The following is a 20,533-nucleotide window of genomic DNA, read 5'->3' on the forward strand; positions in this document are numbered from 1 at the left end:
TTAGCTATGTTGAAGCATCACCATCAGTTCAACGGGCGAGCGGTGGTGCTTCAGCAGATCGCGCATAATTTTCATGTGTGGCGCGGTATGCGTGAAGAAATGGCGATAGCCTGCGCATAACGCGCTTTTGCCTGCATGCAGACGATGTTTTGGGCAATCGCCCTGACACAGGCGCAGCACCGGGCATTGTCGGCAAGCATCGTTAAGCGCACGCTGTTTGTTCGCGCCAAACGCGGCGACCTCTGGCTGTGCGTTAAGTACCTTAAGCGGTTGCTCGTGAATATTTCCCAGCCGATACGCCGGATAAACATAGTGATCGCACTGATATAAATCGCCATTAGACTCCAGCGCGAAGGCGTGACCACACCGCTCACTTTGCGCGCACATCTGTGCGGGATAGCCACACCAGACACCCAGCGTGGAATCAAAGAGTTGTACGTAAACGCGGCCAATATCTTCTCTTACCCAGACGGAAAAGACGCGCGTCAGAAACTCGCCCCAGCGTTCTGCGCTCACCGATTCTGCGCTTAAATCACCGTTTTCATCCTGCTCAACCAGAGGGATGAACTGGATAAACGGCGTGCCGAGTGTACGTAAGTAGTGATAAAGCGCCTGCGGATGCTGGCTGTTGAGACTGTTGACGACCACCAGCAGGTTGAACTCAACGCGATGGGCGGTTAAAAGCTGGATAGCATCGACAACTTTATGATGGGTCGGCTTGCCGCTATTGCTCACGCGGAAGGCATCATGCAACGGTGCGGGGCCATCGATAGAGATGCCTACCAGCCAGTTATGTTCGCGGAAAAACTGGCACCACGCATCGTTAAGGAGAATCCCGTTGGTCTGGAAGGCGTTAGCGATTCGCTTGCCATTCCCATAGCGCTGCTGCAGCGCGACAACGCGTTCAAAGTAATCAATACCACAGAGCGTAGGTTCGCCGCCCTGCCAGGCAAACAGCACCTCATCACCCGGTTGCGCGTCGATATGTTGACGAATAAACGCCTCAAGCGTTTCGTCATCCATTACGCTCTGTTGCGGTTTTTCAATATAGAAGCAGTATCTGCAGCGCAGATTACAGCGAGAACTGGCCGGTTTGACCATGACCTGGCAGCCTGTCATAGATAATCCTTTATCAATAACCCCACCTGACGCAGATGCGTGGCAGCAAACAGCAACGCCAGTGAGAGAACCGCAAGCGCGATGAAAAATTTGTCGCGCACCACGCGGGGTTGCGCAAAATCATTTTGCGCAACGTCCATTAAAATGCGGTTTCGAGTATATCGCCAAAGAACTAACGCCGCTATTGCCAGTATGCCAAGTGAGATCCAGAACAAACTCCCGGCCTGATGCCAGTTATGCTTAATCGCCAGCAGCATCAGCGCGGCATAGCCTAACAGGGTGCGGAACCAGGCGAGCGAGGTACGTTCAGGCTGCAGGCCGGGGTCACGTTCCCGGCGTGCTTTTCGATTAGCCGGCATACAGAACCAGCCCCATCACAATGACGGCGACAATGAGTAAAATGACGCTGATGATCAACAGGCTAGGGGTATAAGGCAGATCCTCTTTCAGCCGCATCGCTTTTTCGTTACGCAGCCAACGCAGGTAGCCATAAATCGCCAACCCACCGGCGAAAAGACATAACAGCAGAGCCAACAGCTCGCGGATGATAGGCGTCGCGAAATCAGGCGCCAACTGATCAAGGCCGACGCCTGCCGCCAGAAAGCCCAGCGATGTACGAATCCACGCCAGAAAAGTACGTTCATTCGCCAGTGAGAAACGGTAATCCGGGGCTTCTCCGAGGCGGGAAATTTTCATTGCGGCTCCTTGTCGTTGGGCTTAATCGGTCATCAAAACTTCTGCTTTTTCTCTTCCACTTTAACGCCCTGAGTAGGCAACCCGGTGTCGTAATCTCGTACTACCGGTGAATAGCCGTCTTCCGGGCGCGGGCGGAATGCCCCCATCCAGCGCGGCGTCGCATCGTTGCGCCAGGGGCGCAGGCTCCACTGATAAGTACGGAACGGATCGCGGATTTTATCCATATAATCCAGCAAGTCGTCGTGAAGTTTATCTCTTATATCGGCAAATTCCGCGCGATTGATCAAGTTGTTAAGCTCATCCGGATCGTTCACGCGATCGTACAATTCGTCGCTGGTAAAGAGATTAAGCACCAGTTTAAAGCGCTCTGTCACCCAGCAGCGCACCGGAATAAATCCGCCGAAACTGTCGTGTTCAATTTCGTAGCGGTTGAATTCGACCATCACGCCGCGTGGCGATGTGACCTTAAGTATATTTTCTCCCGGCAAAATATCGGGCTTCTCGATGCCTGCCAACGCCATCATCGTGGGCAACAGGTCAATATGGCTGACCGGCATATCGACTTGCGCAGCGCGGCCCTGGGGGGCACGAATAATCAGCGGAATACGCGTGATATCATCGTACATCGCCGCCCCTTTACTGATCAGTTTATGTGCGCCCATCATTTCACCGTGATCGGAAGTGTAGATAATCCACGTATTTTCACGCTGCTCAGGGGTTAATGCGTTAATAACGCGCCCAATCTGATCATCGACAAAATCATTGCAGGCAAAGTACATCGGATGATGGTACAACCCGCTGTTATCTACTGGAGAAGGCATGGCCTGCGCCCACAGGCGATGGTGTTCAGGTTTATTGGCGAGATCATCATGCGCTTTCAGCCCAAGGTCGTAATAAAAATCCTGATACTTCTCCAGATACTCAACGGGGCAGGTGAAAGGGTGATGAGGTTCATCATAGGAGACCACCATCAGAAACGGTTCATCGTCCCGTTGCGGTTGTTGCAGAAAATCCACCGCCCGGTTGCTGATGCGATGGGCCCAGGTGAAGGTTTCGTCAATCTGGTGATTCTGTAAATCTTCAACGCTATTCAGGCCATTTCGCCACAGACCAATTTCCTCATCGGTCAGTTCCGCAAGGTAGTTAGCGCCGTCATACCAGTATTGCGGATCCCACTCTGGCGGGCATACGCCGGTACCGAAATAGTCGTGTCCATCAAGATGCCACTTGCCGATATAGCAGGTGTGATAGCCGGCATCCTGAAAATAACGCCCCATGGTGGAGATATTTTTCCCCGGCGCGACGTTGTTCGTCCACGGGCCAGACTGATTCGCATAAATTCCGGTAAACAGCCCGGCACGCGCCGGCGTACATACAGGCGAGCAGGTATAGGCTGAGTTGAAACGTAGCCCTTCGCTGGCAAGCTGGTCGATATGCTGGGTGTTGAGCGCCTTTCCGCTATAGCAGCCCACCATGTTGGTGGCCTGGGTATCCGTCATGATGAAGAGAAAATTGGGGCGTTTCATAGGGAGTCCTTTGCGTAAGTGGACGTTTTACGGCTGCGTAAGCTGTCAAAAATCAGGTAGATAACGACCAGTGCAGTGATGCAATAGCTCATGATGGCAATCCAGCGAGTAGGGTATCCGCCAAATTGAGCGAGGCCGGTATAGACACCTATCATCGCGAACAAAACCCCCACCGAGGCAATCTTCGCGTTTTTCCACGGTTTCATGTCCACCGCAAAAGCGTCGTGAAACTTAAACGGCGTTGCCCGAGGCTTAATGGCGCCAATAATCAGCATGACGACAACGTTGATACAGAAGGTGCAGGCCAGCACATAGAGAAAGTGGAAATCGAATTTCACCAGGTAATTGATGGTGATATAGCTGACGATACCCAACCCCATCGCGACCTTCGCTGCCAGCGCAGGGATGCGGGGGAAGAAAAAACCCATGATGATGATGGTGACTAATGGAACGTTATAAATTCCGTTGAGCTGCTTCATCCAGCTGTATAGACCCTGCGGTGCATTCGCTATCCACGGCGCAACCAAAATAGAGACCACGGCCACAATAAAACCGAAACGACGCCCAACCACGACCAGCCTGTCTGGCGTCGCGTGCTCATTAATAATTCGACGATAGATCCCCATACTAAAGAGCGTTGAAGCGCTATTCAGAAAGCCACAAAACGCGCTGATAATGGCGCCAAATAACACCGCACTAAAGAAGCCAATCAGCGGTAGCGGCATAACCCTGTTAACCAGAGCCGGATAAGCCATATCGGCTTTTGGCAAATCCTGGAAGAGGTGAAATGCAATCACGCCAGGCAGCACCAGAATCAATGGATCAAGCATTTTCAGTACCGCCGTCAGGAGCGCGCCCTTTTGCCCTTCCGCCAAACTTTTGGACGCCAGCGTGCGTTGAACGATGCCCTGATTCGTGCACCAGTAGAAGGTATTCACCAGAATAAGGCCAGTGAATGCCGCGCCAATAGGGAGAGGATCCGTGTTACTGCCGACAGAGTTAAGCATTTCGCTATGATCGGTTGTCAGTTTACTAAGACCCGCAGTAAAGCTCCCCTCCCCCATCACCATCAGACCAAAAAAGGGAACCAGCAGGCCGCCGATAACCAAACCGATGCCGTTAATCACATCTGCGACGGCGATCGCGCGCATTCCACCCACAACCGCATACAAAATGCCGGATAATCCCAGTACCGTAACCAATATCCAGATGGCGGCGCTATGTGAAATACCGAACGTTTCGCTGACATGGAACATGCTATTAAACGCTAATGCTCCCGAGTACAGAATGATGGGTAAGAAGCAGATCCCTGTCGCAATGAGAAAACAAAAATCGATAATAATACGGGTCGTTTTGTCGTAACGTTCTTCAAGAAAATCCGGGATCGTCGCAATGCCGCGTTGCAGATAACGCGGCAGGAAAATAAGCGCGAGGAAGATTAATGTCACCGCCGAGGTGACTTCCCACCCCATCACCGACATTCCACTTTTGTAGGCCTGGCCGGAAAGCCCAACCAGTTGCTCAGTCGACAGATTGGTGAGCATCAGCGACGCTGCAATCACCGGTGCTTTGAGCGAGCGACCAGCCAAAAAATAACCCTGCTGAGAGCCCGTGTCCGTCTTGCGGACTTTCCACCATGTGATCACGGCCACCAGCAGTGTAAATCCGATAAAACTCACAATTTGCTGAATATTCATTTTTTTGCCCTGAATGATAATCTAACCCCAGCGGATTAGTGACGAAATATCGCTGGTCTACAGGCATAGATTTTTAAAAATAAATACATCGCTTCCCTGGCCTTAACGTTTTCTGATAACGTTCACACCAGGTTGTGAGCATAATTCCCCGGCGAGTGATTAAAATGAATGGAAAAAAGAGCGTTGCGCATGTAAAAAACGAAACCCCTTTTAATATCCCGCTACTGATTAACGAAAATGTGATCTCCAGCGGAATTTCTTTACTCTCTCTTTGGCATACCTTTGCCGATGAGCGTTATCAGGTATTCTGGCCTCGGGATAAGAAAAAACCGCTCATCGCGAACTCATGGGTAGCCGTCTACACGGTGCAGGGGTGCGGTAAAATAGTCCTCAAAAACAATAACCTGATCACACTTAATGGTAACTGCATTATCTTTTTAAAGCCAACCGACATCCAGTCTTACCATTGCGACGGTTTACTCTGGGAACAGTACTGGATGGAGTTTATCCCCACCAGCGTAATGGAAATTCCGATATTACAAAAAGGCATTATTTATAACGGAGAAATCTTTAACGCTGAATTAAATGAGGTGTCAGATTTAATTACCAGTAATAATGTAATGCAACATAATCTCGCCGTTGCGTATCTCACAAAAATCATATATCAATGGATTTATCTTATTTCCCAAAATGAGAAAAAGGATCCGCAGAGAAATCAGGTGGAAAAGTTAATTACGGCTTTGCATGCCAGCCCACAAAAGCGCTGGTCAGTTTACGAAATGGCACAATTTATCCCCTGCAGCGAGGCCTGGCTACGCCGTCTTTTCCTTCGTTACACCGGTAAAACGCCCAATGAGTATTATCTGGACGCCCGGTTAGATCTCGCGCTGTCATTGTTAAAGCAGGAGGGAAATTCGGTGGGCAATGTGGCAGATATGCTGAATTTTTTTGATGCCTTTCATTTCAGCAAGGCATTTAAACAGAAGTTTGGCTACGCGCCATCGGCGGTGTTAAAACATCAGGGTCAGCGCCCACAGGACGCCGACCCTGACGGTTAATTCAGTTCCGGCCAGTACTCTTTATTCGCTTCTACCAAATCATCGAGAATCGCCTTCGCCACCGACGCGCTCGGCACGGTTTTCGACAGCGTAATCGCCTGCCACAGTTTCTGATATGAACGCTCTTCCCAGGCGTCTACCACCAGTTTTTCGACCATCACCTGCTGGCCCATCATCCCTTTCTGGAAGTGCGGGATTTCACCTACGGTCAGCGGCTCTGGCCCGTTGTGGCCCACCAGGCACGGAATTTCGACCATCGCGTCGGCATCAAAGTTAGGAATGGCACCATTGTTCGGCACAATCAATAGCATGCGCTCCTGGGTGTTGAAGGCAATCGCCGCCGCCAGATCGACGATGTAAGAGGCATGTTCATCGATTTCCAGTTCGCCCGCAGAGGCGTTACCCGCTTCGATAATCGCCCGGCAGGCGCTGAAGACGTGTTTCTCGCGGTGATCCATCACCTCATTGGCGCGCGTACGTTCCGGATTGGAGTGGGCCACCACATAGTCCGGAAACAGGTAATACTTCAGGTACGTGTTGGGCAGGGTTTGCGGGTCGAGGGCCTGCACATCTTTCGCCTTGGCAAAGGTATCGTTCCAGCTGGCTTCCGTATGCGGGTCGTTAGAAGGCGGTACATAGCCGTGTTTTGCCACATATTCGCGTAATTTCGGCATCAGATCGTTACCTTGCAGATCCTCGATAGAAGTCCACCAACCGAAGTGGTTCAGGCCGTAATAACGTACGCGCATCTGTTTGCGATCCTGCAGACCCACAATTTGCGCCATGCGCCCTTCAATACCGATCGGCATATCGCAAATGTTGAGGATTTTGGCATTCGGGCGCAAACGGCGGGTCGCTTCCGCTACAATTGCCGCCGGGTTGGAGTAGTTCAGCATCCAGGCGTTCGGCGAGTATTTCTCCATGTAATCCACCAGTTCCAGCACACCGCCGATGGAGCGCATGCCGTAGGCAATCCCACCGGGCCCGCAGGTTTCCTGGCCGAGCACACCGTGGCGTAGCGGAATTTTTTCATCTTTTTCACGCATTGGGTATTTACCGACACGGATGTGCGCCATCACAAAATCGACATCGGTAAAAGCCGTTTCCGGATCGGTGGTGTAGCTGAACTCGATATCCGGTGCCTGCTCTTTGAGGACGATTTTGCAGGCCTCAGCGATCACTTCCTGACGCGCCCCGTCGTTGTCGTAAAATTTCAGTGAACGCAGTGGGAAACGATCCTGGTTTGCCAGCAACATCAGGACGATACCGGGAGTAAATGTGCTGCCGCCGCCTGCGATAACAACTGAGAATTTTTTCATGATACTGCCTCCGTCATGGTGGATTGTTCGGTCGGGAAAGATTCTTTCATTAGGGTTTCAAGCTGGTCGCGAACCTGAGGAACATGCAGGCCAACAATCACCTGAATTCCGTTGCCACGGCGCACGACGCCGTGAGCGCCCAGCGCTTTAAAGATCTCGTCACTCTGCGTATGCGCCATGTCTTTCAGGGCTATGCGCAGTCGGGTGGCGCAGTTATTGATACTTTCAATGTTTGCCGCGCCGCCCAATGCTTGCAGGAATCCGGCAGCCTGGCCCAGTTTGGTATCCGGTGCGCCAGCGGCGCTGGTTTTGCCGCGTGCGGCCTGGTAATCGGCTTTGCTGTAGAGTTTGATTTCGCTTTCTTCACGACCCGGCGTTTTCAGGTTAAAGCGCAGGATCAGAGTACGGAAGATGACGAAGTAGAGCGCGGTAAAGCACACACCAACGCCAATCTGGATAAACATCATCGACGCATGGTTGTGAAACATGGGTATCCAGTTTTGCGGCAGGAACTGATCCAAAAGGCCACCGCCGAAGTTGCCAACGACACCGCACATATACATCACCGTTGCCATCGTCGCGGCCAGCACGGCGTGTACGGCGAACAGCAGCGGCGAGATAAACAGGAAGGTGAACTCCAGCGGTTCAGTGATACCCACCAGCATCGCTGTTAGCGTGGCGGGAATCAGCAAACCGGCGACTTTGACGCGGTTTTCCGGCGCGGCGGTGAAGTAGAGAGCCAGCGCAATGCCCACGGAGCCAAAGACTTTCGAGTTACCGTGCAGGGCGAACCCCCCTTCCGGGAACAGCGCTTTCAGCGGTTCAGTGCTTTGGCTGAACTCCTGTAAATGCTGCGCCCAGTAAACCTGAATGCCGCTTTCCACCACCGCCGGGCCAAAGATGAACGGGCCATAAACGAAGTGATGTAAACCGGTCGGAATCAAAATACGTTCCAGGAAAATATAAATCCATACCCCCAGCGCCCCGGCAGAGCGTAAAAATGCCTGCAGTGATTCAATGCCTAATTGCACTTTGGGCCAGCCAAGTAGCGTTAACCAGGCGCAGGGGATCATCGCCAGGAAAGCGACAATGACAACAAATGATGATCCCTGGAAAATACCGAGAAATACTGGCAGCGGTTTATCAAAATAACGGTTATGCAGCGCAGTAACGATACCGGAAATAACGATCGCGCCAATAATACTGGTGTCGAGCGTTTTTATTCCGGCGATCATTGTCAGGCCACTTCCGGCGGTAGGATCGACGGAAAAATCGACGCCAAAAAAGTGGCCCCAGGTCATTCCCATCGCGTTAATAAAGTAGTTCCAGGTGAGGAAACTCACCAGCACCGCCAGACAGGCTCGGCCCTGCGCCTGTTTTGCCAGGCCAATCGGTAAGCCAACGGCGAAAATAAGCGGCATGTTACGAAATACGGTCCAGCCGCCTTCTTCAAGAATATGAACAATCTGAGCAAATAAATTATCGGGAGCCGTAAGTGCTTCGCCGACAAACATCGGGTTACGTAACATAATGGCGATACCCACCACGATCCCGGCAAAAGGAAACAGCAATACCGGGGTAAACATGGCGCCGCCAAAGCGTTGTATTTGACTGAGCATTTGGTAATCCTCATTTAACAACTTGTAGGGTGAGTGGCTTTATTTATCTTCTCTATCAGCCTGCTTCGAGAATAGGAATTTGCCGGACAGACAACATGCCGCGCCGGTTCGATTCGTGATCCCTTTCATGGTTTTAATTGCGCCGATGTTGTCTACTTTTTCATAGAAAAATAGACAACATGAATTTTCATGCTGAGATTCACGGAGAGAATATGCTTTATCTTATTGATATATATGAATTAATAATTAGAAACAGAGGTTCGATTCTAACCGCTTACCCTAAAACAGAGGTCTACTGGTGATCTACAAATCTATCGCTGACAAACTGCGTTTACGGCTCAACTCTTCCGATTACAACGTGGGAAGCCCGCTTCCGGCTGAGAAGATTCTCGCCCAGGAATTTGGCGTTGCGCGAATGACCATTCGCAAAGCGGTGGATATGTTGATTGCATGGGGATTGGTTATCCGCCGCCACGGCAGCGGAACCTATGTGGCGCGCAAAGATGTTCATCATGAGACCACCAACCTCACCGGGCTGGCGGAAGTGCTGCGCCAGCAGGGGAAAGAGGTGATAAGCAAGGTACTGGTATTTGAAGTGATGCCAGCCCCACCGGCCATCGCCAGCCAGTTGCGCATCCAGATTAATGAGCGGATCTACTTTTCACGCCGCGTGCGGTATGTAGATGGAAAACCGTTAATGCTGGAAGACAGCTACATGCCGGTAAAATTGTTTCGTACGCTTTCGCTGGGGCACCTGGAGGGGTCAAAGTTTGATTACATCGAGAAGGAGTGCGGCATCACCATCAGTGGGAATTATGAAAGCCTGTCACCCGTGCTGGCAGACAGGCAACTGGCGCAGTCGATGAATGTGCCGGAACAGACGCCGCTGCTGCGTATTACTTCTCTTTCCTACAGCGACAGCGGCGAGTTTCTCAATTATTCGGTGATGTTCCGTAATGCCAGTGAATATCAGGTGGACTACCATTTGCGGCGCGTCCACACCGATAATAGCCCGTTAACCCATTCCCCAGAATAGTACCGCCAGTAGCTGCGGGGTGATGATGCGCAGGAACATGACCAGCGGATACACGGTAGCGTAAGAGAGTGCAGCCGCGCCGCTGGTGGCGTGCAGGTTGTTGGCGAAAGCCAGCGCGGGTGGATCGGTCATCGAGCCAGCCAGCATGCCGCACAGGGTCAGGTAGTTCATGCGCGCAAAGATACGCGCCAGAATACCCACGGTAATAAGCGGTATTGCGGTAATGAAAATGCCGTAGCCAATCCAGCTCAGCCCGTCGCCGTGTACCAGCGTATCGACAAAATCACCACCCGATTTCAGGCCAACCACCGATAAAAACAGCACGATCCCCAGTTCACGCAGCGCCAGGTTGGCGCTCGGCGGCATAAACCAGTAGAGCTTCCCGATGCTGCCGATACGTCCGAGGATCAGCGCCATAATCAGCGGCCCGCCGGCCAGGCCCAGTTTTAACGCCACCGGGAAACCGGGGATGAACAGCGGCACGGAGCCCAACAACACACCCAGGCCGATACCGATAAAGACCGGTAGCATCTGTACCTGTTGCAGTTTTTGCTGCGCGTTGCCCAGCTCAGCCGCCACGGCGTCAATCGCCGCCGGACGCCCCACCAGATTGAGGATGTCACCAAATTGCAGCGTCGCGTGGCTGCTGGCGACCAGTTCCACGCCCGCGCGGTTGAGGCGCGAGATAACCACGTCATAGCGCTGTTTGTAGTGCAAATCGCGGATTCGCTTGCCGAGCACCTTCTCGTTGGTGACCACGATGCGCTCGACTTTCATGTCCGTACCGCGCGTGGAGAGAGAGGTTTCAACCTCTTTACCGATCACCAGTTGTGCATCGTGCAGGTCGGCCCGTCGCCCCACCAGATGGAGCAAATCACCCTGCTCAATGAGCGTGGCGGGCGACGGCACCATCAGGACGTCGCCCCGTTTCAGACGCGAGCAGATAATTTTATCACTGTTGAGAATGGGGACATCCTGAATCGCCATGCTGTGCAGGTTTGGGTTTTCGACGCAGATGTTGATGGTTTGCAGATTTTCGTGACTGTTCCCCGCTTGTTTATCAAAGCGTCGGGCTTCTTTCTCAACGTTAATGCGGAAGAACAGACGCAGCAGCCACATGGTAAGGAGAATACCGCAGATGCCGAAAGGATAAGCCATCGCGTAGCTCATACCCATTTGATCGACCACATCAAAGGGTACGCCAAGATCGCGCAAAATTTGCTGACCTGCGCCCAGCGCTGGCGTGTTGGTGACCGCGCCGGAGAATATCCCCAATACGACAGGCAGCGGGATATCGAAGATTTTATGCAACAGCGTGGTGACCACGCCGCCCAGCAGCACAATCAAAATGGCGAAGAGATTAAGTCGAAGCCCGGAGACGCGTAATGAAGCAAAGAAGCCCGGCCCCACCTGAATCCCGATGGTGTAGACAAAGAGGATCAGGCCGAATTCCTGAATAAAATGCAGCATCGGGCCGCTAAGCTCGACGCCTGCCATTTCGACAAAGTGTCCTACGATTATCCCGCCAAACAGCACGCCACCAATACCGAGGCCAATCCCGCGGATCTTGACGTTGCCTATCCAGAGGCCGACGACGGCAACCAGAGCAAGCACACTGACGGTCATTGCTATATCACTCATACAATTTTCCCTGTGAATAACATTACCTGTAGTGGGGATTCTCGCAGAAATGCAGAGGGTTGTATGGGGATTTGCGCACAATTACTTTGGATTTTTAGCAGACGTAAAAAAGCCCCGTCATGTAGACGAGGCTTTAGATTGCGGGCAACGTGCGCGTTGTGGTTGCCGGATGCGGCGTGAACGCCTGATCCGGCCTACAAAATCACGCCTATTCAATCCATTGCTAGCTATTCAACGCCGGGCGCTCGCTGATGGCGATCCGCTGCGGGGCAACATCTTCCGGCACGTTGCGGGTCAAATCGATATGCAACAAGCCGTTAGTGAAGGTTGCGCCAGCCACTTCCATATTTTCAGCCAGCGTGAAACTCAGGCTGAACGCCTGGGTGACCAGCCCCTGGTGTAGCCATTTGGTCTCTTTTTCCTGCGGTTGCGGCGTGCCTTTCACGGTCAGGCGCGTGCCTTCCAGTTGAATATCCAGATCTTCCTGACGGAAACCGGCCAGCGCAAGGGTAATGCGATAGTGGTTATCGTCGCTTTTTTCGATGTTATAGGGCGGGAAGCTCTGGCTTTCACCGGCGTTTTGCAACGCGTTAGCCATTTTGTCAAAACCGATCCATTGACGCAGCAGTGGGGATAAATCGTAGTTACGCATAATACATTCTCCTTCTAAGAAGCGAGTAAAGTCCTGCGGATCATGAAGATTCGCATAAGGCTCCCTGACGGCAAGCCTGGGTAATCAGAGCCGCCGTAGCGGCTCATGGAATTAGTTGATTTCGATGCGGCGCGGTTTATTCGCTTCAGGAATTACGCGCTCCAGCTCGATATAGAGCAGGCCATTCACCAGGTTTGCGCCACGCACGTGGATGTTTTCCGCTAACTGGAACTTGCGTTCAAAGTTGCGCTCGGCGATCCCCTGATAGAGGTAGGTACGCTCTTTCTGCTCGGCCGCATGAGCGCCTTTCACCACCAGCATGTTGTCCTGGGCGGTAATTTCCAGTTCACTTTCAGCAAAACCGGCAACGGCAATGGCAATGCGGTAATGGTTTTCGTCTACCAGCTCAACGTTGTACGGAGGGTAGCCGCCGTTACTCTGGGTTTGATTGTTTTCTAACAGATTGAACAGACGGTCAAAACCAATAGCAGAACGGTATAGCGGGGATAAATCAAAGTTACGCATAATCAATAGCTCCTGAAATCAGCGAGAATTTTACGGCCTTCCATCATGGACAGGCGGTGATACCCGAAGCACCCATCAGGCGTGCTCCTCATTGGGCTACACTCTTAAAATGTGTTCTGAGGAACGATTTTCAAGGGCGCGGGTCTTACTTTTTTTGCACTTTCGTGCTGAAGGCATAGACTGGGGTAGAGCACTATTGGTTAAAGTGCGACAGCCGCCACAGAGCGGGAAGCCAGGACTATCCATTTTCGCGACGGGTGGCTATAACCCGTACAGATGAGCCCTCCCGGCTCCGATACGATGATTAAATCATGATAAAAAATAATCTGCTTAAGCTGGCTCTGTTCAGTGGGATGATGTTAGTAGGCGGCTGCTCAAGCGTGATGTCGCATACGGGTGGCAAAGAGGGTACGTATCCGGGCACGCGAGCAAGCGCGACCATGCTCGGCGATGAGGACAACAACTGGGGAACCAAATCGCTGGTGGCGCTTGATATGCCATTCACAGCGGTGATGGATACCCTGCTGCTGCCGTGGGACATGTTCCGCACCGATAACTCCGTGCGTTCACGTGTTGAAAAGAGCGAGCAGGAGACGCTGGCGACGAACTCGGTTATTCCGCCAGCGCCGATGCCTTCGCCGTAATTCAGAGGCCGGTTTCGGTTATCCACAGCTGACGGAAGCCCGCCGTCTCTTCCATCCAGGCTATGTAATGGCCATCGGGTGAGAAAACGACGGCATCGGCAGACGGCGGGTTACCGTGATCGGTTGTCAAAAAGCGCACGCTCCCGCTCGCCGCATCGGCTATCGCGATTCTATTTTCCAGCACAAAGCCCAGCGCATTTCCCGACGGATGCCAGTTAAACGCCGACTGAATGTCACTTTCTACATGGGTAAGCTGGCGCGGCTCTCCGCCTTCTGGCGATACCAGCCACAGCTGAACCACACCGTTTGTATCGCGCATCAGCACCGCGATTTCCGTGCCCTGTGGGTTGCAGCGCACCCAGTGACGCGGCACATTCACAAGCCCCGGGTACGCCCGTTGATGCGTGAAGGTTAAACGACGCTGCACCACGCCTGCGGGCGGTGCGGGTAGCGTGGTTTCCGTTCCAGCCAGCGGCGCATCACCCGCCAGCTTCCAGCCCTGGGCGGTTTTAGGCAGCGCGACAATAAACAGCTCAGGCACTTTCTCGCCCTTCACCGACAGCGTATCGCCAATAAACGCCAGCGTCTCATTCCCCACCCAGCCCTCTTCATAGGCGCGATTGATCTCGTCACTCCCCGGCTTTGGCGCAGGCGTGGTTTTACTCACCAGCACGCACCAGTGGCTACCGCTGTATTCACGCGGATGCTGAGCAGTAACGTTGACCGGGCCAAATGGTACGGCAACGCCAACGTTGCGCAGGTCATGCGCCGGGTTGTATTCGTGCATCACGTGGTCGTTATAGGTAAAGCTGACATTCTCACCGTTAGGGCTAAACACATGCACGTGACTCCCGCCACGCAGCGCGCCAGGCGTATAAGGCGCGGTGATATCCATTGCATCCAGATTGGTGGTCGTACCGTTTTCAGCGATCACACCACGGCGATGGTGAAAATCGTACTGCCAGCCGGCATCCGGGTTCTCCGGGCCATGGATAAACACATATTTCTCGCGCTGAGGATGAACAGTCACCACGCCAACGTGCGCGCCCTGCGTGGCGCGGTAAATCACGTCGAGCTCGCCGGTACGGATGTTTACGCGCTCAATCGTCTCGCCGGTAAACGACGCGCCGGAAGGGCGAACATCAAAGACCAGCCACTGGCTGTCCGGGGTCCAGGTATTGATGTTGGTAAGTTGATGATGTCGCGGGGCAAAGGTGACCTGTTTCATTACGCAGTCCTGATACGAGACAATTTGTGTCATCATACTTCACAAGGACTTCACTTTCAGGCTTTAGCGTAACGCCATCTCAACAACGGCGAGCAGCAAAATGGCACATTTCGACGTGGCGATTATCGGCTTAGGCCCCGCAGGTTCGGCGCTGGCGCGCCAGTTAGCAGGCAAAATGCGCGTGATTGCGCTGGATAAAAAACGTCAGTGCGGCAGCGAAGGTTTCACCAAACCTTGCGGCGGCCTGCTGGCACCGGATGCACAACGGGCGTTTATTCGCGACGGTATTACCCTTCCCGTTAAGGTGATCGCCAACCCACAGATTTTCAGCGTTAAAACCGTCGATGTGGCCGCCGGACTCACCCGCAATTACCCGCGCAGCTATATCAATATTAATCGCCATGCGTTTGATTTATGGATGAAATCGTTAATTCCCGACGTGGTGACCGTTCATCACGACACACTGTGCCGAAAGGTATGGCGCGAAGATGACGAGTGGCACATTTCGTTTCAGGCTGACGGCCTGGAACAGCACATTACCGCCCGCTATCTGGTCGGTGCTGACGGGGCCAATTCTCTGGTGCGCCGCCATCTTTACCCCGAACACCAGATCCGCAAATACGTGGCCATCCAGCAGTGGTTCGTTGAAGCGCACGCCGTGCCGTTTTACGCCTGCATTTTTGATAACACGGTGACGGATTGCTATTCGTGGAGCATCAGTAAAGACGGCTATTTTATCTTTGGCGGTGCTTATCCGATGAAAGACGGTCAGGCACGCTTTGAGGCGCTGAAAGCGAAGATGACAGATTTTGCCTTTCATTTCGGCGAACCCGTGAAAAGCGAGAAATGTACGGTGCTGTTTCCCTCGCGCTGGGGAGATTTTGTGTGCGGCAACGAGAATGCATTTCTGATTGGCGAAGCGGCGGGATTTATCAGCGCCAGTTCGCTGGAGGGGATCAGTTATGCGCTGGATAGTGCGGAGTTGCTCAGTCAGGTTCTACAGGGGCAACGTGAAGACGCCAACCGCGCCTATACGCGCGCGACGTTCAGCCTGCGCCTGAAACTGCTGGGAAAAATCATCAAAGCCAGAATTCTGACACAGCCGCGCTTGCGAAAGGCCATTATGCGCAGCCGTATCAGCGATATTCGCGTACGAAATTAATTCAGCGCAAACTTCTCAATGGCATACGCCACGCCATCTTCAAGGTTAGATTTGGTGACAAAATTCGCTGCTTCCTTCACTGACGGAATGGCGTTATCCATCGCCACGCCAACGCCTGCGAATTCAATCATTGCGATGTCGTTTTCCTGATCGCCAATCGCCATGATCTCTTCGGGTTTGATACCCAGCGCGTCGGCCAGCGATTTCACGCCAGTGCCTTTATTGACGCGTTTATCGAGGATTTCGAGGAAGTACGGCGCACTTTTCAGCACGGTGTACTTCTCTTTCACTTCCGCCGGAATTTTAGCAATAGCTTTATCCAGGATGGCAGGCTCATCAATCATCATCACTTTCAGGAACTGCGTCGCCGGATCCATTTTTTCGGCTTCACAGAAGACCAGCGGAATAGTGGCAACGTAGGATTCATGCACCGTGTAATAGCTGATGTCGCGGTTGGCAGTATAAAGCGTATTGCGATCGAGGGCGTGGAAATGCGAGCCCACGTCACGCGCGAGTTGCTCCAGGTAGCGGTAGTCATCATAGCCCAGCGCGGTTTGCGCGACAGTACTGCCATCGCCCGCTTTCTGCACCAGCGCACCGTTGTAGGTGATGCAGTAATCGCCCGGCTGTTCCATGTGCAGCTCTTTCAGGTAGCTGTGCACGCCTGCGTATGGACGGCCCGTGGTCAGCACCACATTAACGCCACGCGCACGGGCGTCGGCGATCGCTTTTTTGACCGCTGGAGAGATGGTATGGTCCGGCAACAGCAAGGTTCCGTCCATGTCGATTGCAATAAGTTTGATAGCCATGAATACCCCAGGTTAGATGAGTCCTTCCTCATGCTAACGCGATTCCGCTCAAAAAACAGCAGCCGTGACGGGTTAAAACGGGGATGCAACGCACCCGGCGAGCTCCCCTTTTGTTGCGAGATTAGCCGAAAAGTTTGCCACTTTTCAGCAGATCCATTCCTGCGCTGAGTAAATCGTTATGCGCCTTCGGGTCAACTTCCCCCTGCGGCGAGAGCGCATCAATGATTTTCGGCAGATATTCTGCCAGCATAGTCGACGCGGAACCGGTATCGATGCCCAGTTTTTGGCCGAGATCGGAAACCGCTGGCGTGCCCAGAGCTGATTCAAGCTGATCACCACTCACCGGCTGGTTGCTGTGCTGATTGCTGATCCACGACGACAGAATGTCTCCCAGCCCACCGTTTTGCAGTTTTTGCAGCAGCGCCTGAATTCCGCCCTGCTCGTTCACCCAGTTCAGGATAGCCTGATACTTCCCGGCGTCGCCGTTAAGAAACGAGCCGACGACTTCATCAAAAAGCCCCATTTTCCACTCCTTTTAGTGGTGAATATGTGATGAAGGAAGTATAGGTCAGCGAGCGCACTGTGCCGGGCAATTGTCGATAATCGGTCTGATGCGAATTTTGTGATCGTCCACGAAATAAGGGAACGTTCCCTTTTACGATAAATGACAGCGTTGATACTCTTGACTAATAAATATTAGCACGCGAAAGACATCCATTTTAAAAATATTATTTAGATAAGAAATGAGATAGCCAGCCATATATTAACCACTCAAATAATGGATCACCCCATGAGAGCGAAATTACAGGACTATTTCTCTGCGCTCGGTCGCTCATTTATTCCTGCCGTCGCAGTAATGAGCTGCTTTGCATTATTATTATCAATAGGCGCGGTACTCAAAAACCCCCACTTCGCTGCCGATCTCCCCTTACTACAATCATCGGGCATTATATTTATCGCTAACCTTCTGACCCAAACCGGGATGGTGATTATTGCTTATATGCCGCTGATATTTTGCCTTTCTATCGCGATTGGTATGGCGGAAAAAGGCAAGAAAGAAACCGCCGCACTTTCAGCACTTATTGGCTACATCTTTATGCTGGTTTTTTCCGGATTAATGCTTAATGCAGCCGGAATGCTGTTGAAACCGGATGTGGCCGTAAATGCACAAAATAATGTGCTGGCAATTTCTCAAACTATGGCGATGCGCCAGGCAATGCAAAACGTCGTACTGGGCATCCAAACCGTGGATACCGGTGTGCTGGGCGGTATTATGATCGGCGCGCTGTCTGCGGCGATAACGAATCACAACAGTACACGTAAGCTGCCGTTAATCTTTGGGTTTTATCAGGGTCGGCACCTTCCGCCTATACTTTCCGGCCTGAGCGGATTAGTCATTGGTTTACTTATTCCCTTTGTCTGGCCGTGGGTTGGTGATGGTTTATATTACGCGGCTTCAGCACTGGCGAAAGCCGGAGTGGTCGGTTCATTTGTATTCGGTTTTATTGAAAAACTGCTGTTGCCAACCGGGTTACAGCATGTCTGGTATTCGCTGGTGCACTACACGCCGGTCGGCGGAACGCTTGAGATTGGTGGACAGACGTACGTTGGCACAAAAGCCATCACCGTTGCAGCGCTGGCGACTGCGGATTTTAACGAGAATATCCATCAGATAACCCGGCTATGGCTCGGTCAGGGAGATACACCGGGTAAAGTATTTGGTATTCCCGGCGCGCTAATCGGTATCTGGCTGGCGGCAAAAGATCGCCAGCGCGTAAAAACAGTCGCAATTTCCGCTGCCGTCGCTGCAATATTTGCGGGCGTCGTCGAGCCATTTACGTTTATGTATATGTTTCTCGCACCGCCATTATTTTTAATCGACTGTACTTTGCAAGGGCTCTCTTTTGCAATTCTCGATGTAACACATACCTCTTATCTTGGCGGCAGTACATTAATCGAAATTCTCTTCAACGGCATATTACAGGGACACAAATCGACCTGGATACCGATTGTTCTTCTCGGCATTGCACTGTTCTTTATCTACCTCTTTACCTTTAAATGGTATATCGAGAAATTCAATATTCCCACACCGGGCCGCGAAGGGACTGACGATACCGATGCGATAAAAGAGCTTGAAATTCGTGCATCAACACTCTTGCGCCAAAATACGTCTACCGAGGAGGTTGCTAAAGAGATTCTGAGAAAACTGGGCGGTAAGGTAAATATTAAGGAGATTAACAACTGTATTTCACGGTTGCGTATCAAAATTAACGACCCGCTGTTGGTTGATATGAGCGGAATGAAAACCATCACTGATGCGCTGGGCGTGACACATCCCGCTCCCGATGAATTCCATATTATTTTTGGCATGCGCGTAAGCGAGTATCGCGATGCCTTTGATAGCGTCGTTGAGACGGCGTAAGGATAAAAGATGTCAGAAACAACGCACATTATGCTTGAGGCACCTTATTATGCCCAGGCTGACGTTATCGTCGTCGGCGCCGGCCCCGCAGGCGTCGCCGCAGCGATTTCTGCGGCCCGTAGCGGCGCGAGTGTCATTCTGGTTGAACGTTCCGGGCAACCGGGCGGAATGGCGACCCTCGGTACAGTCAGTATATTTATGACGATTGGTAATCTGACCGGAATTTATCGCGAAATTATTGCCGCTATTCGTCCCGATTTTTTACTGCAAAATGCACAGCCTGAAAACCTCAAAATTCAGTTCAATCCTTTGCTGTTACGCTACCATTTGAACAGGATGATCGAGCGGGAAAATATTCAGTTGCTTTATCACACCGATTTCATCACCCCGCTAATGGTGGGCTGTGCGGTAACAGGGGTGGTGGTGAAAACACGGGAAGGCTTGAAAACGCTAAAAGGCCGCGTAGTGATTGATTGCACCGGGAATGCGGAAGTCGCCATTGCCGCCGGCGCGCCTTATAAAACCGGCCGCGATGAAGATGGTTTAACACAGCCGATGACCCTGATGTTCCAGATGCAGAATACCGGTAGCCCGGTACAGGCAGAATTGCCTGACGGATGTTATCACTATGAAACCGTGGCCGATCTTCCCCAGGGCCGTCGCTTGTTATGGGAGTTAAAGCCTGACGGTACGCTTATCGTCAATATGACGCGCGTAAAAGGCAACGGCGCGTTGATTGCCGACAGCAGCCACGCGGAAGTTGAGGGGCTAAAGCAGGTATTTTCCGTTGCCTACTATTTGCAACGTAATGGCTTTGAAAACTATATTTTGTCGCATATCGCCGCCGAAACGGGCGTTCGCGAAAGTCATCGTATCTGTGGAAGGTACACGCTCACAGAAGACGATCTGCTCAACGCGCGTCGCTTTGAAGATGTCATCGCGCAAACGAATTATGAAATTGATATTCATAGCCCTCTGGGCGAAAAAGCCTGCCATGAGCGAAAGATTGATAGTTACGACATTCCCTATCGCTGTCTGGTGCCACAAAACATCAAAGGTCTGTTAGTTGCCGGACGTTCGCTATCGGCAAGCCATGTCGCACTCTCTTCCGCGCGTGTGATGCCGACCTGTTTTGCACTGGGTCAGGCTGCAGGTATTGCGGCTTCACTGGCGGTGGACGCGGAATGCGCGGTGGCGGATATTTCGATTGAGGGACTCCACCAGCAGATGAAAAAGCAGGGGGTGGTTTTCGCAGCAAAAAAAACGCCTGAATAAATTCAGGCGTTTCGTGTCGGCATTGTTTGCCGGATGCGGCTATCGCCTTATCCGGCCTACCAATGTTATCTGTAGGCCCGGTAAGCGCAGCGCCACCAAGCGATT

The 20,533-nt window shown here is 52.3% G+C and carries 19 protein-coding genes and 1 other annotated feature; of the genes, 6 read left to right on the forward strand and 13 right to left on the reverse strand.

Translation table 11 applies throughout. The features are described from left to right. From ACOXYR_RS21295 to ACOXYR_RS21315, 5 genes are read right to left on the reverse strand one after another with little or no spacing between them, the layout of a single operon-like run. Complete coding sequence (locus ACOXYR_RS21295) at positions 1–1,119, reverse strand: anaerobic sulfatase maturase (protein WP_421356065.1); 1,119 nt, start codon at positions 1,117–1,119, stop codon at positions 1–3. Continuing rightward, the gene (locus tag ACOXYR_RS21300; RefSeq protein ID WP_350436271.1) at positions 1,116–1,478 is read right to left on the reverse strand and encodes a DUF202 domain-containing protein; all 363 of its coding nucleotides are present in this window, start codon (positions 1,476–1,478) and stop codon (positions 1,116–1,118) included. Before ACOXYR_RS21300 ends, ACOXYR_RS21295 begins: the two co-directional genes overlap by 4 nt. Next, positions 1,468–1,815, reverse strand: coding sequence for a YidH family protein (locus tag ACOXYR_RS21305; protein WP_421356064.1), 348 nt, complete (start codon positions 1,813–1,815; stop codon positions 1,468–1,470). Before ACOXYR_RS21305 ends, ACOXYR_RS21300 begins: the two co-directional genes overlap by 11 nt. A gap of 32 nt (positions 1,816–1,847) precedes the next feature. Then, positions 1,848–3,341, reverse strand: a complete 1,494-nt coding sequence (locus ACOXYR_RS21310) for a sulfatase-like hydrolase/transferase (RefSeq protein ID WP_108476276.1) — start codon at positions 3,339–3,341, stop codon at positions 1,848–1,850. Further along, a complete protein-coding gene (locus ACOXYR_RS21315) occupies positions 3,338–5,038 on the reverse strand; it encodes a solute:sodium symporter family transporter (RefSeq protein ID WP_108476275.1) in 1,701 nt (566 codons plus the stop codon). The genes ACOXYR_RS21310 and ACOXYR_RS21315 overlap by 4 nt, the downstream gene beginning before the upstream one ends. Before the next feature lie 164 nt (positions 5,039–5,202). On the opposite strand from ACOXYR_RS21315, the gene ACOXYR_RS21320 reads away from it, so the two are divergent. After that, positions 5,203–6,096 (forward strand): helix-turn-helix transcriptional regulator, encoded by an 894-nt coding sequence (locus ACOXYR_RS21320; protein WP_108476274.1) that lies wholly within the window; start codon positions 5,203–5,205, stop codon positions 6,094–6,096. Here ACOXYR_RS21320 and ACOXYR_RS21325 read toward each other — a convergent pair. Further along, entirely contained in the window at positions 6,093–7,415 is a 1,323-nt protein-coding gene (locus tag ACOXYR_RS21325; RefSeq protein ID WP_108476273.1) for a 6-phospho-alpha-glucosidase, read from the reverse strand. The two genes, ACOXYR_RS21320 and ACOXYR_RS21325, sit on opposite strands and share 4 nt — an antisense overlap. Further along, on the reverse strand, positions 7,412–9,034 hold the full coding sequence (locus ACOXYR_RS21330) for an alpha-glucoside-specific PTS transporter subunit IIBC (protein ID WP_421356063.1): 1,623 nt from the start codon (positions 9,032–9,034) through the stop codon (positions 7,412–7,414). Before ACOXYR_RS21330 ends, ACOXYR_RS21325 begins: the two co-directional genes overlap by 4 nt. A gap of 298 nt (positions 9,035–9,332) precedes the next feature. On the opposite strand from ACOXYR_RS21330, the gene ACOXYR_RS21335 reads away from it, so the two are divergent. Continuing rightward, a complete protein-coding gene (locus tag ACOXYR_RS21335) occupies positions 9,333–10,070 on the forward strand; it encodes a GntR family transcriptional regulator (RefSeq protein ID WP_108476271.1) in 738 nt (245 codons plus the stop codon). Here the strand turns inward: ACOXYR_RS21335 and ACOXYR_RS21340 are convergent. The 3 genes from ACOXYR_RS21340 to ibpA form a co-directional block, all read right to left on the reverse strand. Next, positions 10,050–11,711 carry a putative transporter gene (locus ACOXYR_RS21340; RefSeq protein ID WP_113859103.1) on the reverse strand — a complete coding sequence of 554 codons (1,662 nt, stop codon included), beginning with the start codon at positions 11,709–11,711 and terminating at the stop codon, positions 10,050–10,052. The two genes, ACOXYR_RS21335 and ACOXYR_RS21340, sit on opposite strands and share 21 nt — an antisense overlap. A gap of 223 nt (positions 11,712–11,934) precedes the next feature. Then, positions 11,935–12,363, reverse strand: coding sequence for a small heat shock chaperone IbpB (ibpB, locus tag ACOXYR_RS21345; protein ID WP_421356062.1), 429 nt, complete (start codon positions 12,361–12,363; stop codon positions 11,935–11,937). Positions 12,364–12,474: 111 nt separating this feature from the next. After that, a complete protein-coding gene (gene ibpA / locus ACOXYR_RS21350; protein ID WP_015343937.1) occupies positions 12,475–12,888 on the reverse strand; it encodes a small heat shock chaperone IbpA in 414 nt (137 codons plus the stop codon). Continuing rightward, positions 12,882–12,955 (reverse strand) — a sequence feature (ROSE (Repression Of Heat Shock gene Expression) occurs in the 5'-region of heat shock genes and acts as an RNA thermometer to modulate expression.). (Overlaps the previous gene by 7 nt.) A gap of 244 nt (positions 12,956–13,199) precedes the next feature. Between ibpA and ACOXYR_RS21355 the strand changes: the two genes are divergently transcribed. Then, on the forward strand, positions 13,200–13,532 hold the full coding sequence (locus ACOXYR_RS21355; protein WP_108476268.1) for a YceK/YidQ family lipoprotein: 333 nt from the start codon (positions 13,200–13,202) through the stop codon (positions 13,530–13,532). Between the two features lies 1 nt (position 13,533). On the opposite strand, the gene ACOXYR_RS21360 is transcribed toward ACOXYR_RS21355, so the two are convergent. After that, positions 13,534–14,760 (reverse strand): YidR family protein, encoded by a 1,227-nt coding sequence (locus ACOXYR_RS21360; protein WP_421356061.1) that lies wholly within the window; start codon positions 14,758–14,760, stop codon positions 13,534–13,536. 100 nt (positions 14,761–14,860) lie between these two features. Here ACOXYR_RS21360 and ACOXYR_RS21365 point away from each other — a divergent pair, with 100 nt between their 5' ends. Continuing rightward, the gene (locus ACOXYR_RS21365; protein ID WP_421356060.1) at positions 14,861–15,922 is read left to right on the forward strand and encodes an FAD-binding protein; all 1,062 of its coding nucleotides are present in this window, start codon (positions 14,861–14,863) and stop codon (positions 15,920–15,922) included. Here ACOXYR_RS21365 and yidA read toward each other — a convergent pair. Both yidA and ACOXYR_RS21375 read right to left on the reverse strand, forming a co-directional pair. Further along, positions 15,919–16,731: a sugar-phosphatase gene (yidA, locus tag ACOXYR_RS21370; RefSeq protein WP_189624453.1), complete on the reverse strand. Its 813-nt coding sequence runs from the start codon at positions 16,729–16,731 to the stop codon at positions 15,919–15,921. The two genes, ACOXYR_RS21365 and yidA, sit on opposite strands and share 4 nt — an antisense overlap. 121 nt (positions 16,732–16,852) lie before the next feature. Further along, positions 16,853–17,254: a YidB family protein gene (locus ACOXYR_RS21375; RefSeq protein WP_189624454.1), complete on the reverse strand. Its 402-nt coding sequence runs from the start codon at positions 17,252–17,254 to the stop codon at positions 16,853–16,855. A gap of 267 nt (positions 17,255–17,521) precedes the next feature. Here ACOXYR_RS21375 and ACOXYR_RS21380 point away from each other — a divergent pair, with 267 nt between their 5' ends. Both ACOXYR_RS21380 and ACOXYR_RS21385 read left to right on the forward strand, forming a co-directional pair. Then, positions 17,522–19,153, forward strand: a complete 1,632-nt coding sequence (locus tag ACOXYR_RS21380) for a PTS transporter subunit EIIC (RefSeq protein WP_421356059.1) — start codon at positions 17,522–17,524, stop codon at positions 19,151–19,153. A 9-nt stretch (positions 19,154–19,162) separates the two neighbouring features. Beyond that, on the forward strand, positions 19,163–20,428 hold the full coding sequence (locus ACOXYR_RS21385) for an FAD-dependent oxidoreductase (protein ID WP_421356058.1): 1,266 nt from the start codon (positions 19,163–19,165) through the stop codon (positions 20,426–20,428). Positions 20,429–20,533 lie beyond the last annotated feature (105 nt).

Origin of the sequence: Pseudocitrobacter faecalis, from assembly GCF_965231525.1 — a bacterium.
GTDB lineage: Bacteria > Pseudomonadota > Gammaproteobacteria > Enterobacterales > Enterobacteriaceae > Pseudocitrobacter > Pseudocitrobacter faecalis.